The following is a 14730-nucleotide window of genomic DNA, read 5'->3' as shown; positions in this document are numbered from 1 at the left end:
TGCGCGGCTTATTTCGCCGCCGCTTCGGCCTGCAGCGCCTTCAGGTCCCAGCAGCTGTCGGGCTTGAGGTCGGCCTTGGTCGTCGCCTTCTCCAGCGTGTAGATGTAGGTGTGCGAGGTGCCGGCCGGCTGGCCGCTCTGCAGCAGGAACTTGATGATGGCGTTCATGTCGCCCGACTGGCGGGCAAGATCGGTCATCACCACGGCGCCATAGGTGCCGTCGTTCAGCTTGTCGCAATCGGCCGCCTTCTCGCCGCCGCCGGTGGTGACCAGGAACACCTTGCCGTCGAGCTTGGCGTCGCGGATCGCGGCCGAGGCGCCGGTGGCGTCGCCGTCCCAGAAGTCGATGATCGAGCAGATGTCCGGGTGCTGCTGCAGCATCGTCGTCGTCACGTTGCGCGACGTGGTCGCGTCCCAGTTCGAGTCGGGCTTTGCCACGACCTGGAAGTCGGGATGCTTCTCCAGCACCTTCATGATGCCGGCATACTGGTAGAGGCTCGACGAGTTCGCCTGGTCGCCCTGCACCAACCCGATCTTCTTGGACGAATTCTCGCCGCAGCCTTTGATCGCCGCTTCGGCTTCGAGCTGGCCGAGCTTGTCCCAGTCGCTGCCGACGAAGGCGTCGGCCGGGAAGTTCGCCGGATTGTCGACCAGCAGCACATAGGTGCCGGCGGCCTGCGCCTTCTTCATCAGCTTCGAGTAGGAGTTGAGGTCGGGCGCATGAATGATCAGCACGTCCGGCCGCGTGTCCGAAGCGATGGCGTCGGTGATCGCCTGCGCGCCGGCATCGACCACCCAGTTCGGGTCGCGGGTCTCGAACGTGCCGCCCCAGGCCTCGACTTCCTTCTTCAGGTAGTGCGCCCAACCCTGCGCCAGGTCGAAGCCCATCGCCAGCGGCACCAGCATGACGCGCTTGCCGTTGAGCGCCTTGGCATAGGCGGCCGGGCCGGGATCGTCTGCGGCAAGACTCGGCGCCGCGAAGGCGGTAACGGCGAGCGCCGTGGCGGCGGCCATCAATGTTCTGAGTAGTCTCATGTCACACCTCTGGTTCGGTTTTCGTTGCCGGGCGATCGTCGCGATCGCTCCGGGGTACCCCAGAGCAAGATGGGCTGGCCCATCCGCTCTAAATGTCGCCCTGTTGCGCCGTCTGTTCGTCGCGCGGATTGATGATGCCGTCGACGATGATGGCCCCGAGCAGGATCGCCGCCTTGATCAGGTTCTGGTAGAGCAGCGGAATGTCGATGATGGTCATGGCGTTGAGCAGGATGCCGATCAGCGCCGCCCCCACCAGCACGTTGCGCACCCCGCCTCTGCCGCCCGAAAGCCCGATGCCGCCGATCACCGCCACAAGCACGATGTCGTAGAGCAGCGTCGAGTTGACGATGCGGGTGTTGATCGAATGCAGGCTGGTTGCCGTCAAAAGCCCGGCGATCAGCGCCACGAAGGCCGAGAGCACGTAGCGCAGCACCAGCATGGGCCGTACCGGAACGCCGATGTTGCGGGCGGCGACCGGATTGTCGCCGGCGAAATAGATGAAGCGGCCCCATTTGGTGTAGCGCAGGAACAGGAACACCAGGAAAGCCAGACCGGCGAAGACGAACACCTCGACCGGAATATCGAGGAAGCGGACGCCGCCGAGCAGCTCGACCCAGTGTCCGCCGGGCACCGGCACGGCATCCTGCGTGATCAGTTGCGAGCGCACATAGCCGAACACGAAGGAGCCGGTGGCCAAGGTCACGAAGATCGCCGGCACGTCGGCATAGGCGACGAGAAAGCCGTTGAGCAGGCCGATGGCTAAAACGCCCGCCAGCACATAGACGAAGGCGAGTCCGTCCGAAGTTCCGGTGTTGAGCAGTTGCAGGTACCAGGCGACCGACATCGCCATGATCGCCACCGCCGACAGGTCGATGCCGCGGCCGATGATGACGACCGCCATGCCAAGCGCCAGGATGCCGAGCACCGAGACCGAGCGCACGATGGCCACCAGATTGTCGGCGGTCAGGAAACCGGGCAGGCCCAGCGCAGCGGCGGCGAACAACAGGATGGCGATCGCAAAGACGATGCCTTCCTGATTAAGGCGCCTCCAGTTCGGCCAGCCGATCGCATTCATCGCTTGTGTCTTTCGCCCCGAGGGCAAGGCCTTGCCGGCCCTCGCCCCGCATGAAAGCTAATCGGCTCAACAGCGGCTCGTCAAATGAATCCGCGTTCAAGAACCGCGCCTCTCCGACTATTTTCCGAGTGGACGCATCAATTGCCGCAACTGGCGCAATAGCCGGAAACTCTTGGATTTTTGGCGGTTCGTTGCCGTAATCGCACGGCCCGCGGAAGAACCTGTTCGGACCCCGCGGGACCGACGCAATTTAAGTCCGCAAAATGCGCCCGGCACGACGTCAATTCTTCGCTGAATGGCCCGAAACCTCTGCGCCGGCATTGGCCGGCAGGAGCATGCACACACCGCCGTGGCGCTGGCCCAGTCCAGAGCTTATCCAACAAACTTCCGTGTCGCCGTCTCGCCTGTTATGGATGAGCCCGGGGGTGGGCCGAGGAAAACGCATGAAGCCGATTTATATCGACTACCTCAATGCTCTCGACATCGAAGCGCTTGCCATGACGGACGCCGAGATCATCGGCGCCGTCGAAGCCGGACTCGTCGCGCAGGGCAACGGCCAGACGGTGATCGAGCCGCGCGTCCATCTCGAGCCGGATCCCTCCTTCCACGGCCACTTCAACGTGCTGCGCGGCTATGTGGCGCCGCTCGAGGCCGCCGGCGTGAAGATCGTCGGTGACTACGTCGACAACTACAGGCATGGCCTGCCGTCGGAATTCGGCATCCTCAATCTTTTCGATCCGCGCACCGGCACGCCGCGCGCCATCCTCGACGCCACCGTCATCACCGACATGCGCACCGGCGCGGTCACTGCCATCGGCGCCAGGCATCTGGCGAAGAAGGCGTCCAAGGTGCTCGGCCATATCGGCGCGCGCGGCACCGCCTATTGGAACGTGCGCCTGCTCGACCATCTCTTCGACTTCGACGAGATCCGCGTCCACTCACGCCGCCCCGAAAGCCGCGATAGCTTTGTCGCTAGGCTGGCGGCCGACCTCGGCAAGCCGGTCATGGCCGTGGCTGACTGGAAAAGCTGCGTCGAAGGCGCCGACATCGTCGTCGAAGCCTCGCGGCTGCCGGAACCGCAGCCGCTGCTCAAGACCGAATGGATCAAGCGCGGCGCGTTGGTCGTGCCCTATGGCACGATGAGCGCGGTCGAGCTGTCATTGACCGATATCATGCAGAAGATCGTCGTCGACGACTGGGGCCAATGCAAGGGCGGCAAGTTCGGCTCGCTGCGCGCCCATGTCGAGACGGGACGGCTGAGCGAGGCGACGCTGCATGCCGAGCTCGGCCAGATCGCGGCCGGCCTCAAAGCCGGCCGGCAAAGCGATGGCGAGACGATCCTGTTCTGGCATCGCGGCCTCTCGCTGTCGGACATCGCGCTCGGCAAGGCCATGCTCGCCAAGGCCGGCGAAAACGGCATCGGCCAGAGGCTGCGCTTCGCATGAGCCCGCTCGTTCTCACCGGCGCCGGCGTCAGCATCGAGGATGTGGTTGCCGCCGCGCGCAACGCCTGCAAGGTCGAGATCACGCCTGCCGTCCTGGAAAAGCTCGACAAGGCTCGCCAGGTCCTCGATGCAGCCGCGGCCGGCGGCCAGCAGATTTACGGGCTGAACACCGGGCTCGGCGCCAATCTCGTCACGGCTGTCGTAGGCGACGCCGGCGCCTTCCAGCGCCAGCTGATCGAAGGCCGCAGCGCCGCCGTCGGCGATGCTCTGCCGGTTCCGGTGGTGCGGGCGGCGATGTTCGCCCGTCTTGCGATGCTCGCCGCCGGCGGCTCGGGCCTGTCGCCGCGCGTCTTCACCGCGCTGGTCGAAGCGCTCAATGCCGGCGTGCATCCGGTGATGCCGTCGCTGGGTTCGATCGGCGCCGGCGATCTTCTGCTGATGACGGCGGTTGCCCGCGTGCTGATCGGCGATGGCGAAGCCGAATATCAGGGCCGCCGCATGCCTGCCGCCAAGGCGCTGATGATGGCGCGGCTTGCACCCGTCACTCTCTCGCCGAAGGACGGTCTTTCCCTGATCAACGCCTCGGCCGTTTCCGTCGGGATCGGAGCGCTGGCGCTGACCGATGCGCTGTCGGCGCTGGAACAGCAGCAGCAGGCCGGCGCGCTGACGATGGAAGGCATCGGCGCCAATCGCACCATCCTCGATCCGCGCCAGCATCAGGCGCGCCCGGGCGCCTGCCAGCAGCTTGCGGCCAAGGCGCTGCGCGACCTTCTGGCGCGCGATGAGGCGCCGGCGCCGACCACCATCCAGGACCCACTGTCGATCCGCTGCATGCCCTCGATCCATGGCGCGCTGATCCAGGCGATCGACCATGCCAGGCTTGCTGTCGAGATCGAACTCAACGCCGCCGCCGACAATCCGCTGGTGCTGGCCGATGATGAACTGGTCATGTCGACCGGCAATTTCCACACAGCGTCGCTGGCGCTTGCCTTCGAGACGCTCGGCCTTGCGATCGCGCAATGCGCGGCAGCGTCCGCCGCGCGCTTCGTCCAGCTCACCGGCTCGACCCGCCACGGCCTGCCGAAATATTTGTCGCCGGTCGGCGGTGCCTCTGCCGGCTTCGTGCCGCTGCAGAAGACGGTGACGGCGATCCTGGCCGCGATCCGCCACAAGGCCAATCCGGTGATGCTCGATTTCCTGCCCGTGTCCGAGGGCGTCGAGGATCACGCCACGCAGACGCCGCTCGCCGTCGCCAAATGCGCCGAGATGATCGTGCTGTGGCGGCGGCTGATCGCCTTCGAGCTGATGGCCGCGGCGCAGGCCGTCGATTTGCGCGAGGGCATGGCGCTCGCGCCGGCCACCGGCGCAATCCACGCGGCCGTGCGTTCGCATGTGGCGACGCTCAAGGAAGACAGGCCGCTCGGCATCGACGCCGAGGCGCTTTATGCCGCTCTCGTCAGCGGAATCTGGCAAGGCCCTCCGGCGACGGGCTGACGGTTTTCGACTCTTGGCTCAGGGCTTTGCGTCCACCTTCCTCATGAAGAGGGTGAGCTCGTCCGGATCCATGTGCACGATATGCCTGTCCTCCGGATAGGCGCCGCCGTTGACGTCGGCGACATATTCGGAAAACGCCGCGATGCGCTCCTGCTGCAGCCGGTCATATTCGGCGGCGAAGTTGCGATAGACTTTCGAGTGGCGTGGCATGTGACCGCGATTGGTGCCGAGAATATCCTCGGCGAATAGATATTGCGCGTCGCAGCCGGTGCCGGCGCCCATCGACAGCATGATCAGCGATGTGCGCTCCGAGATCGCCTTCGCCACTTCCACCGGCACCACCTCGATCTCGGCGCCGATCGCGCCGGCCGCCTCGAGCTGCTTGACCGCCTCGAACACCTGCATGGCCGTATCGGCTGTCTTGCCGACCGCCTTGAAGCCGCCGGTCCAGGTCGCGCGCGACGGGATCAGGCCGACATGGCCGATGACCGGGATGGCGTCGTCGGCCATGCGCTTGATCGTGCCGTAGCCGGCGCTGCAATAGACCGCGTCGGCGCCGGCTTTGTAGAGCCGGAACGACCAGCGCACGAAATCGTCGGCCGTGCCGATCTCGAAGAAATTGTCGCCCGGCATGGTGAAGAGGCTGGGCGCGGCGTCGCGATATTGCGGGTTGAGAACCAGGTCCGGCGGCACCGAGACGATGTCGACCCCTGCCCGCTCGGCAGCCTCGGCTTCCTCCAGCGTCAGCACGCGCAGCATGGTCAATTGCCGCTTGCCCTTCATGGCGCGCAGGTCGGCAACGGTCGGTCTCTTCCGGCTCATCGGTTACATCCTGTTTTGTCTGGCGGCTTTCAGCCGATATCGATCATCACCTTACCGGCCTCGACCTTGACCGGATAGGTCTTGAGGTCGACGCAGACCGGCGCGCCCTTGGCCTGGCCGGTCTTGTAATTGAAGCGGCCATTGTGCTTGGGGCATTCGATGATGTCGTCCATCACCAGCCCATCGGCGAGATGGGCCTTTTCATGCGTGCAGTACCCGTCGGTCGCGAAGAAGGCGTCGTCCGGCGAGCGATAGATCGCGAAGGTGCGGCCGCCATGGTCGAAGCGGATCACATCTTCCTCGTCCACGTCGTCCACCGCGCATGCTTCAACCCACTCCGCCATCGTCTGTCTCCAGCTTGCCTGCGCGAGGCCTATTCGGCGGCCGCGGCCGTTATGTCGAGATCATGAAATTCGCCGCGATAGGGCTTGGCCGTCGGCGGCAATTCGCGCTTGAGATAATAGTCCTCGTATTTCAGCTGCCTGAGCAGCATCGGCCAGACCTCGCGATAGGCATGCCACATCGACGGGTTCGCCACCGGCAGATCATGCTTGATCAGCTCATGCAATTTCGGCAGCGCGTGGTAGGGCACCATCGGGAACATGTGGTGCTCCACATGGTAGTTCATGTTCCAGTAGATGAACCGGCTGACCGGGTTCATGTAGACGGTGCGCGTGTTCAGCCGGTGGTCGATGACGTTGTCGGCCAGCCCGATATGCTGCAACAGCCCCGTCAGCACCATGTGCCAGGTGCCGTAGAGCCGCGGCAGGCCGATCAATACGAGCGGTATCCATGATCCAAGCGCGATCGCGACAGCAATCGTCGCGGCGTAGACGACCATATGCCAGCGCGCCGCGATCACCGCTTTGTGCTGCTCCATTTCCGGAATGTAGCTCTTCTCGTCGTCCGACAATCTGCCGAAGGCCTGGCGCACCAGCGTCGGCAGCGAATAACGGAAGTCGAGGATGCCGGTGAAGGCCAAAGCCGCCTTGATGAGGTCCGGCGGCCGCATCACCGCGATCTCGGCGTCGCGGCCGACGATGATCGTGTCGGTGTGGTGGCGCGCATGGCTCCAGCGCCACTGCACGGGATTGCGCATCAGCATGAACGAGGCGATGTGGTAGACGACATCGTTCATCCAGCGCGTGCGGAAGGCAGTGCCGTGGCCGCATTCGTGCCAGCGCGAGTCGCTCGACGAGCCGTAGAGCAGGCCGTAGACGAACAGGAACGGCACGATCCACCATGTGCCCCAGAACCAGACGATGCCGGCTGCCGAGCCCAGGATCGCGACGATCCAGATGATGGTGTCGCGGATCGCCGGCCCGTCGGAGCGCTGCATCAATTCCTTCATGGTCTTGCGCGGCACGTCGGTATGGTACCACTCGGCCGAGGCAAGCCCGGTCTCGATCGCAAGCCGAGTGCTTTCGCCGACAAGGCTGTAGTCGCGCTTCTTCGCCATCGTCACATCGGCCTCCAATCGTCACTAAGCACTGGCAATCCGGTCCGCCGGCCGGAGGGCTTGCTGTGGATAAATGTCGCGCTCATCCCCTACCCGCCAGTCTTGGGAAATTGCCCGAAGGCTGAGGATAATCCTGCTCGGGCTGGCGGGCGATTGCCGCTACCCTTCGTTCCGCATCGGCAATAGCGTCCTTGCCATCGAGGACGCGGAACAGCGCGTCATAGGCGCGGGTCTCGCCGTGCTCCAGCCAGATCATCTCGCCACGCTCACGCGCGGCAAGATTGCCGAGCACATGGTGCGTCGACGGCTCGATGCCAAGTGCATACTGCCCGGCCTGGAAATTCTGCCACTCATAGCAACAAGGCAGCTGGTCCTTGCGGGTGACGACCTCGAAGCCAAGGCCAAGCCGGTCGTTGACGACGGCGACCGGCACCTCGCCACTGGTGTCGACGCCAAGCTCATGCTGCCAGACTTGCTCGCTGAAGCGGAGCTGTGGCCCAGAAACGGTGCGGTAGCCGACCTTCTGCGCTTCGTAGCGCTCGCCTTCATGCGCGGCCCAGACCACGTCGCGGATCGGCGCAAGGTAGCGCGAGCCTTCGTCGAGCAGCGGATGCCCGACATTGACGTGGTAGAAATACATATGCGGCGTGCGGTGGAAGCCGTGGTTGACGACACGATCCGAGAGCCGGATCTCGCTGCCGCCGACATCGGCCTCGATGCGGCGGATGAGATGCAGATCCTCGCCGAACACGCTGGCCTGCTGGACGACGCCTTCCGCCCACAAGACGCAGCGGTCGCCGTCCCAGCTTTCGCCATAGCCGGTCAGCCGCGCCGGAATGGTGCCGACGCGGCCATGCAGCGAATGCGTCACTGTCTTGCGTCCAGGATAATTATAGTTTTCGGCAGGCACCTCGCTGCGGCCGAGAATGTGGTCGAGGCCGCAGGTGACCAGCAGGCCGGAAAAGGACCGGCCCCAGGCAAAGCCGTCCTCGCCTTCATAATCATGCAGGCCCGGATTGCGGAAACCGCTCGGCGAATGCCAACCGATCGCCTGACCCTTGTACTCGCAATCGGCGATGTCGAGCGCGCGGTCAATCAACGCGGTGAAGCGCAGGCCCGAGCCGGTGCGGAATTCGAGCAGGCGGATGCCGCGCTCGACGCCGTCGCCGAGCGTCATCAGCCGCACGCCGGCGAATTGCGACAGCATGCCGGAGCGTTCGGCGACCTGCCGGCGCGAAAGCGTCTGTCCGTAGAGCTTCACCATGGTGCGATTGCGTCACTCACTTGGCACCACATCCTTTGCCAGCCTTAAAGGCCGTTCTCGCGGAACTTGCCGTCGAGGAACTTCTTGGCGCGCGGCACGTCGTCTTCCGACAGATGCTCGATGATCACCGGGATGTTCGGGTGCTTCTCGGCAAGACGCTTGAGGTAGAGGTCGTAGTTCAGCGAGCCTAAGCCCGGCGCCGGCAGTTCGATCTCGCCGACACCGCGGAAGGTGTGGCTTTCCATCGCGTCGGCGTCGCCGATATCGGCATGCTTCTCCGACTTGTCGTCGCCCGAGCGCTTCACGTCCTTGGCGTGGGCTATTCTGATCTTGTCGGTCAGCGTGTCGAAGACCTGGTTCAGGATCTGGTCCATCCGATCGATGTTGTGGGTCTCGAAATAGTTGGTCGGATCCATCAACAGGCCGAGGCCGGGATGGTCGACCTGCGCGAACATCTTCACCGTCTCCTCGACCGAGCCGACGACATTGTTGACATAGGTTTCAAGCAGGAAGACCGCGCCATGGTCGTAGGCCGTCTGGGCGAGGTCGGCGATCACCTTGCGGCACTCTTCAAAGCCTTCCTCGGTCTTGTTCTTCGGGTGATGCACCCAGTCGGACTCGGTGTTGTAGGTGCCGGTTTCCGAGATGACGTAAGGCGAGCCGAAATGGCGCGCGTTGCGGATGATCTCCTTGAGATAGCCGACGCGCTTCTCGCGCTCCGCCTTGTCCGGATGGATGATGTTGGTGTAGCCCGACACGCAGCAGATCGGCAGGTTATGGTCACGGAAGGTGTCGCGCACCTTCTTCGCCTTGTCCGCGGTGATCTGGCCGGCCGAGAGGTCGATGTCCTTGAAGTGCAGGTCGAGCTGCACCGTGTTGAAACCGAGCCCGCGGATCTTCTGCGCCGTCTCTTCGAGGCCGTACGGGAAATAGCCCGTGAAAACACCTGCCTGCATCATGATGTGAATTCCTCCTTGTAAGCGATTCAGTTGATTCAGTTTGTCGGGATCTCGGAAAGCTTGACCGTGCGGCCCGCCGCCATCGAGCGGTAGCCTGCCTCGACCAGCGCCATGGTCTTGACGTTGTCGGCGACGGAGAGCGCCGGCGGCGTGCCGGTCTTCACGGCGTGCTGCAGCTGTTCCATCACGCCGATGAAGGCGTGCGGGAACCACATCGTTTCCCAGCTCGGGCTCACCCATTCGCCGCCGGTCGTCTCGGTCGAAGCGTAGGTCAGCGTCGAGGCCGCACCGGTCGGCCAGCCGATCGTGCCTTTGGCGACGCCCTTGGTGCCGTCGACGCGCCAGTTGATGTGCTGGTCGTCCTTATAGCCTTCGTGCCGCGGGCCGGACCAAACGTCTTCGAGCGAGACGGCAAGCACGCCCGACGGGAAGCGCAGTGTCGAGACGGTGATTCCGTCGGAATGATCGAACTGGGTGCGCGGGTCCTTGCGCGTCAGCGTGGTAATCTCGTCCGGATCGCCGAACAGGAAGCGCAGCACGTCGAGGTGATGCACGCTCATATTGGCGAGCGTCAGACGGTCGTAGTCCTGGAGGAATGTCTGCCAGTGGGGGATCGCGTGCATGTCTATCTGCGCGAAGACGATGTCGCCCAGCGCGCCGCTGTCGATGATCTGCTTCAACACGCGCATCGACTGGTCGTAGCGCATGTTCTGGTTGACCGAGAGGATCTTGCCGGCCTTCGCCGCCTCGTCGCGTAGCTTGACGGCTTCCTCGACCGACAGCGCCAGCGGCTTCTGCGCCAGGATCGCCTTGATGTGCTTCTGCTTCAGCGCGTGGCGGATCAGCGCCGGCTGCTGATCCGGCGGAAAGGCCAGATCGATGATGTCGACGTTGGTATCCTCGATCAGCTGTTCCGGCGTCTCGTGTACAGTCGGAATACCCCAGCGGGTGGCGACCTTCTGGGCATTCGCCTTGGTGCGCGAGGCGATTGCCACCACTGGAAAGCCCGCTTCCTTGTAGGCCGCCAGATGGCACTCGGCCATGATCATGCCGGCGCCGACGCAGCCGATCTTGTAGTCCCTGGTGCGAACCTTGACGTCCGGCTCGAAGCCTTTTTCTGCCATCTCTTCCTCCCGAAATTCAGTGCTTACGGCCGCCGTCACAGCGCGCCTCCGTCCTGGCCGAAATAATGCACGCGACCCGGCTCGCAGGATATCGCCACCATCGCATCCGGCCTGATGTCGGGCTGCCCGCGCAGCAATGCCCTGAGCCGTGCTTGCCCGGCCGCTAAAGTCACGACGGTGTAGCCGCCGAGCGGCTCGACTTCGAACACCCGCGCCGGGCGGCCTTCCGCCGTCCCGTTGCCCGTCCATGGCCGCACCTTGATGTCTTCCGGCCTCAGCCCGATCTCGATCGCCTCGGCGGGCGCCTTGGTATCGGCAATGCGGATTGTCCCTTCGGCCGCCTCGACCCCGCTTGCGCCGCGCACCGACGGCAGGATGTTCATCATCGGCGATCCCAGCATGCGCGCCACATAGGCGCTTGCCGGCCGGTCGTAGATTTCCGCCGGCGCGCCGATCTGCCTGATCCGTCCGTTCTCCAGGATCGCCATGCGGTCGGCGACCGACATCGCCTCCTCCTGGTCATGCGTGACATAGATCAACGTCTTGCCGAGCTCGCGCTGGATGCGCTTCAGCTCGACGCGCGTCTCTTCGCGCAGCCTGGCGTCGAGCGCCGAGATCGGATCATCCATCAGATAGGCAGCCGGGTCGCGCACCAAAGCGCGCGCGATCGCCACGCGCTGCCGCTCGCCGCCGGAAAGCTGCGCCGGCGGCTTGTGCAGGATGTGGCCGATATGCAGCTTCGCCGCGACGTCGGCCAGCCGCTTCTCGATCTCGGCCTCCGCGACCTTCCGCTCGACCAGCGGGAAACGCACATTGTCGCGCGCGCTCATATGCGGGAACAGCGCCAGGTTCTGAAACACCATGGCGACGTTGCGCTCGGCCGGCGACACGCCGTTGACCGGCTTTCCCCCGATCAGGATCTCGCCTTCGTCCGGCGCTTCCAGCCCGAGCACAAGGCGCAGGATCGTCGACTTGCCCGACAGCGGCGGGCCGAAGAAGCAGAAGAACTCGTTATCGTTGACGGTGAAGGAAGCGTCGTCCACGGCAAGCGTGTTGCCGTAGCGCTTTGTGACGTTGCGGAAAACAATATCGGCCATGGCTCAGCCCGCCCTCACTGCAAGGCCGGTCGCGGCCTCGAAGACGCGCACCGACGAGGCCGGCGGCGCGACCACTGCAGTCTGTCCAATCGACAGCCCGACATCGTTCTCGAACACCGCCTTCACCGCGCTCTCGCCTTCGCCGAGATGGACGATGGTGCGCGCGCCGATCCGCTCGACGAAGCTCACCGGCATCGACAACCCGCGTTCGGCGAGCGTCACCTGCTCGGGCCGGAAGCCATAGAGCACGTCGCCGCGCACCGCGCGCACAGCCGAAACCAGCTCATCCGGTAAGGACGGTGTGACGCCGAGCGGTCCCAGATCAATCACCAGCCCGCGATCGCTCTCCGCCGGCCTGCCCTTGAGCAGGTTCATGCCCGGGGCACCGATGAAGCGCGCAACGAAGACATTGGCCGGATTGTTATAGACTTCGAGTGGCGTGCCGACCTGCTGCAGCACGCCGTGATCCATCACGGCGATGCGGTCGGCCATGGTCATGGCTTCGAGCTGGTCATGCGTCACATAGACCATCGTCTGCCTGAACTGGCGCTGCAGCTGTTTGAGCTCGGTGCGCATCGCCGCCCGAAACGCCGCGTCGACATTGGACAGCGGCTCGTCGAGCAGGAAGATTGCCGGCTCCATGATCGCCGAGCGGCCGATCGCCACGCGCTGCAGGATGTTGACGGAGAGCCGGTCCGCCTTGCGGTCGAGCAATGGCGAAAGCTGCAGCATCTCGGAGATGGCGCCGACGCGGCGATCGATCTCGGCCTTGGCGGCGCCGCGCATCCTCGGACCATAGGCAAGGTTCTGTCGCACCGTCATATGGGTGAAGATCGCGTAGTTCTGGAACACGAAACCGACGCCGCGCCGTCCCATCGGCACGCCCGCCATATCGCGTTCGCCGAACAGGATCCTGCCGCTGGTCGGCTCCTCCATGCCGGCGATCATGTTCATCGTCGTCGACTTGCCGCAGCCGGACGGTCCGAGCAGCGCCATGAACTCGCCGTCGGCGATTTCGAGATCCATCGTCTTCAGCGCGGTGAAGTCGCCGAATTTCTTGACCAGGTTGTGGAGGTGGATGGCGCTCATGCAGGCACCTCCCGCGCCTTGGCCATGCGCTTCATGGCGTAGACCGCGACGATCGAAAGCACGATCAGGATGGCGAGAGCGATCGCCGCCACATAACCCCAGATCAGATCTTGCGTGGTGACCTTGTAGATGTAGACGGAGATCGTCTCGGTGGCGACGCCGGGGCCACCGCCGGTCATGATGTAGAGCGTGTCGAAGATCTTGAAGTTCTCGATCACCCGGATCGCCAGCGCGATGATGATGATCGTCTTCATCTTCGGCAGCACGATGGTGACGAAGCGCTGCCAGGCATTGGCGCCGAGCAGCGTCGCCGCCTTCATCTGGTCTTCCGGCACGCCGACCAGGCCGGCGAGCAGGATGAGGAACATCAGCGGCGTCCACTGCCAGATGTCGGCGATCATGACCGCGATCAGCGCCAGGTTCGGGTCGGACAGCCAGGCGATGGTAACCGGCGTGCCGAGGATCCGCGACAGGATATCGTTCACCGGGCCGCCCGACTGGAACAGCATGAAGAACATGTAGCCGGCGACCGCGGGCACGACCATCATCGGCATCAAAAGGATCGAATAGAAGATACGCTTGCCGGGGAAGTCGTCGGCAAACAGCGTCGCCAGCGCGAGACCCAGCAGGAACTCCGCCGGCACGCAGACGAGCATGACGATCGCCGTGCGCTGCAAGGCGCTCCAGAAGCGGGTGTCGGCCGCAAGGTCGGCGTAGTTGGCGAAACTGTTCCACATCTCCCAGGCGTTCCACCAGCCGACGCCCGAAAGCGGCGACCAGTCGGTGACGCTGATGTAGAGTTGCATCAGAAGCGGAAAGGCCGAGATGAACAGCACCAGGATCTGCGCCGGCAGGGTCAGGCGGAAGCCCAGCCGCGCGCCTTCGTCAGGCGTGACGGACTTTGTCCCCGCGTCCATCTTGTCCTCCGAAATCGTCGCCGTCACCGCGCTCATTGCTTGAGCGCTCCGAAGGTCAGCCCGCGCACCAGATGGCGCTGGATGGCGATGCCCATGACCACCGGCGGCACCGCGGCGATCAGGCCGAGCGCGGCCTTGGCGCCGTAGAGCTGCCCGGTCATCGAGGATGACAGCGATGCCATGTAGACAGGGATCGTCACCCATTCGCGCGTCGTCAGCAGCAGCGCGATGAGATAATCCGACCAGTTGAGGATGAAGACGAAGAGCGCGGCGCTCGCCAGCGGCGCGCGCATCATCGGCAGCGTGATACGAGTGAAAACGCGCAGCCGCGAGCACCCCTCGACAAGTGCTGCCTCCTCGATCTCGCGCGGCATATCGTCGAAGAAGGTCTTCATCAGCCAGAAGGCGAAGGGCAGCGTGACGATGCCGTAGATCAGCGCCAGCCCCCACCAGGTGTCGTTGAGATTGAGGAAGGCCCACATGATCATCACGGGGATCATCACGGCCATCGGTGGAAACAGCCTGAGCTGGATCAGCGCCAGCGGCAGGTTCTGGCCCGAGCCGAAGCGCGACAGGCCGTAGGCCGCGGCGGTGCCCGCAGACATGGCGATCAGGGTTCCGAACACCGCAGAAAGCAGCGACGACAGGATCGGCTTCACCGCCGTATGGTCGAGCGCGACGATCAGGTCGTTGGTGGAGTGGCCGAACACGAACTGGAAATTGGCGAGCGTCGGCTGCTTCGGCCACCAGGTCAGGTCGGCGCCGGTCGCCGACCATTCGCCGATCGGCTTGAAGGCCATCGACACCATCCACAGGATCGGCACCAGCGTCACCGCCATCGCCGCGAGGATCGCGGCGTAACGGAATATCTCGAAGGGAACGGAACGCTTCATCTGGCTGCTTTGCTGGTGGCGTCAAGGAAGGAGGGGAAGAGCTGACGCCCCTCCCCTCC

The 14730-nt window shown here is 64.4% G+C and carries 14 protein-coding genes; 2 read left to right on the top strand and 12 right to left on the bottom strand.

From position 1 onward, the window contains the following. Positions 1–8: 8 nt before the first annotated feature. Positions 9–1034 (bottom strand): sugar ABC transporter substrate-binding protein, encoded by a 1026-nt coding sequence (locus LB529_RS04775; protein WP_140838895.1) that lies wholly within the window; start codon positions 1032–1034, stop codon positions 9–11. An 88-nt stretch (positions 1035–1122) separates the two neighbouring features. Next, positions 1123–2109, bottom strand: a complete 987-nt coding sequence (locus LB529_RS04770; protein ID WP_224710391.1) for an ABC transporter permease — start codon at positions 2107–2109, stop codon at positions 1123–1125. A gap of 443 nt (positions 2110–2552) precedes the next feature. Between LB529_RS04770 and LB529_RS04765 the strand changes: the two genes are divergently transcribed. Together LB529_RS04765 and hutH are read left to right on the top strand one after the other, a co-directional pair. After that, positions 2553–3554 (top strand): ornithine cyclodeaminase family protein, encoded by a 1002-nt coding sequence (locus tag LB529_RS04765; RefSeq protein WP_224710390.1) that lies wholly within the window; start codon positions 2553–2555, stop codon positions 3552–3554. Further along, positions 3551–5047: a histidine ammonia-lyase gene (gene hutH / locus LB529_RS04760; RefSeq protein WP_224710389.1), complete on the top strand. Its 1497-nt coding sequence runs from the start codon at positions 3551–3553 to the stop codon at positions 5045–5047. The genes LB529_RS04765 and hutH overlap by 4 nt, the downstream gene beginning before the upstream one ends. A gap of 18 nt (positions 5048–5065) precedes the next feature. Here hutH and LB529_RS04755 read toward each other — a convergent pair whose 3' ends face one another. From LB529_RS04755 to LB529_RS04710, 10 genes are all read right to left on the bottom strand, one after another. Then, a complete protein-coding gene (locus LB529_RS04755; protein ID WP_224710388.1) occupies positions 5066–5869 on the bottom strand; it encodes a 3-methyl-2-oxobutanoate hydroxymethyltransferase in 804 nt (267 codons plus the stop codon). A gap of 29 nt (positions 5870–5898) precedes the next feature. After that, positions 5899–6213 (bottom strand): MocE family 2Fe-2S type ferredoxin, encoded by a 315-nt coding sequence (locus LB529_RS04750; RefSeq protein WP_224710387.1) that lies wholly within the window; start codon positions 6211–6213, stop codon positions 5899–5901. A 29-nt stretch (positions 6214–6242) separates the two neighbouring features. Continuing rightward, a complete protein-coding gene (locus tag LB529_RS04745; protein WP_224710410.1) occupies positions 6243–7328 on the bottom strand; it encodes a fatty acid desaturase family protein in 1086 nt (361 codons plus the stop codon). An 82-nt stretch (positions 7329–7410) separates the two neighbouring features. Further along, positions 7411–8592 carry an aldose 1-epimerase family protein gene (locus tag LB529_RS04740; RefSeq protein WP_224710386.1) on the bottom strand — a complete coding sequence of 394 codons (1182 nt, stop codon included), beginning with the start codon at positions 8590–8592 and terminating at the stop codon, positions 7411–7413. Positions 8593–8636: 44 nt separating this feature from the next. Continuing rightward, positions 8637–9551, bottom strand: coding sequence for a sugar phosphate isomerase/epimerase family protein (locus LB529_RS04735; RefSeq protein WP_224710385.1), 915 nt, complete (start codon positions 9549–9551; stop codon positions 8637–8639). A gap of 35 nt (positions 9552–9586) precedes the next feature. Continuing rightward, positions 9587–10675 (bottom strand): Gfo/Idh/MocA family protein, encoded by a 1089-nt coding sequence (locus tag LB529_RS04730; RefSeq protein ID WP_224710384.1) that lies wholly within the window; start codon positions 10673–10675, stop codon positions 9587–9589. Positions 10676–10710: 35 nt separating this feature from the next. Further along, on the bottom strand, positions 10711–11772 hold the full coding sequence (locus LB529_RS04725) for an ABC transporter ATP-binding protein (RefSeq protein ID WP_224710383.1): 1062 nt from the start codon (positions 11770–11772) through the stop codon (positions 10711–10713). 3 nt (positions 11773–11775) lie between these two features. Beyond that, complete coding sequence (locus tag LB529_RS04720) at positions 11776–12861, bottom strand: ABC transporter ATP-binding protein (protein ID WP_224710382.1); 1086 nt, start codon at positions 12859–12861, stop codon at positions 11776–11778. Continuing rightward, complete coding sequence (locus LB529_RS04715) at positions 12858–13814, bottom strand: carbohydrate ABC transporter permease (RefSeq protein WP_224710381.1); 957 nt, start codon at positions 13812–13814, stop codon at positions 12858–12860. The genes LB529_RS04720 and LB529_RS04715 overlap by 4 nt, the downstream gene beginning before the upstream one ends. Beyond that, the gene (locus LB529_RS04710) at positions 13811–14671 is read right to left on the bottom strand and encodes a carbohydrate ABC transporter permease (protein ID WP_224710380.1); all 861 of its coding nucleotides are present in this window, start codon (positions 14669–14671) and stop codon (positions 13811–13813) included. The genes LB529_RS04715 and LB529_RS04710 overlap by 4 nt, the downstream gene beginning before the upstream one ends. Between the last annotated feature and the right edge of the window lie 59 nt (positions 14672–14730).

The sequence above is a fragment of the Mesorhizobium sp. CA5 genome (genome assembly GCF_020165105.1).
Lineage (GTDB): Bacteria > Pseudomonadota > Alphaproteobacteria > Rhizobiales > Rhizobiaceae > Mesorhizobium.
This window is presented reverse-complemented; position numbering and strand designations above follow the sequence as displayed.

What these genes read in the sequence shown, in the direction of transcription:
- LB529_RS04775 (WP_140838895.1), bottom strand. Translation starts at nt 1,034, where the DNA reads ATGAGACTACTCAGAACATTGATGGCCGCCGCCACGGCGCTCGCCGTT.
- LB529_RS04770 (WP_224710391.1), bottom strand. Translation starts at nt 2,109, where the DNA reads ATGAATGCGATCGGCTGGCCGAACTGGAGGCGCCTTAATCAGGAAGGC.
- LB529_RS04765 (WP_224710390.1), top strand. Translation starts at nt 2,553, where the DNA reads ATGAAGCCGATTTATATCGACTACCTCAATGCTCTCGACATCGAAGCG.
- hutH (WP_224710389.1), top strand. Translation starts at nt 3,551, where the DNA reads ATGAGCCCGCTCGTTCTCACCGGCGCCGGCGTCAGCATCGAGGATGTG.
- LB529_RS04755 (WP_224710388.1), bottom strand. Translation starts at nt 5,869, where the DNA reads ATGAGCCGGAAGAGACCGACCGTTGCCGACCTGCGCGCCATGAAGGGC.
- LB529_RS04750 (WP_224710387.1), bottom strand. Translation starts at nt 6,213, where the DNA reads ATGGCGGAGTGGGTTGAAGCATGCGCGGTGGACGACGTGGACGAGGAA.
- LB529_RS04745 (WP_224710410.1), bottom strand. Translation starts at nt 7,328, where the DNA reads ATGGCGAAGAAGCGCGACTACAGCCTTGTCGGCGAAAGCACTCGGCTT.
- LB529_RS04740 (WP_224710386.1), bottom strand. Translation starts at nt 8,592, where the DNA reads ATGGTGAAGCTCTACGGACAGACGCTTTCGCGCCGGCAGGTCGCCGAA.
- LB529_RS04735 (WP_224710385.1), bottom strand. Translation starts at nt 9,551, where the DNA reads ATGATGCAGGCAGGTGTTTTCACGGGCTATTTCCCGTACGGCCTCGAA.
- LB529_RS04730 (WP_224710384.1), bottom strand. Translation starts at nt 10,675, where the DNA reads ATGGCAGAAAAAGGCTTCGAGCCGGACGTCAAGGTTCGCACCAGGGAC.
- LB529_RS04725 (WP_224710383.1), bottom strand. Translation starts at nt 11,772, where the DNA reads ATGGCCGATATTGTTTTCCGCAACGTCACAAAGCGCTACGGCAACACG.
- LB529_RS04720 (WP_224710382.1), bottom strand. Translation starts at nt 12,861, where the DNA reads ATGAGCGCCATCCACCTCCACAACCTGGTCAAGAAATTCGGCGACTTC.
- LB529_RS04715 (WP_224710381.1), bottom strand. Translation starts at nt 13,814, where the DNA reads ATGAGCGCGGTGACGGCGACGATTTCGGAGGACAAGATGGACGCGGGG.
- LB529_RS04710 (WP_224710380.1), bottom strand. Translation starts at nt 14,671, where the DNA reads ATGAAGCGTTCCGTTCCCTTCGAGATATTCCGTTACGCCGCGATCCTC.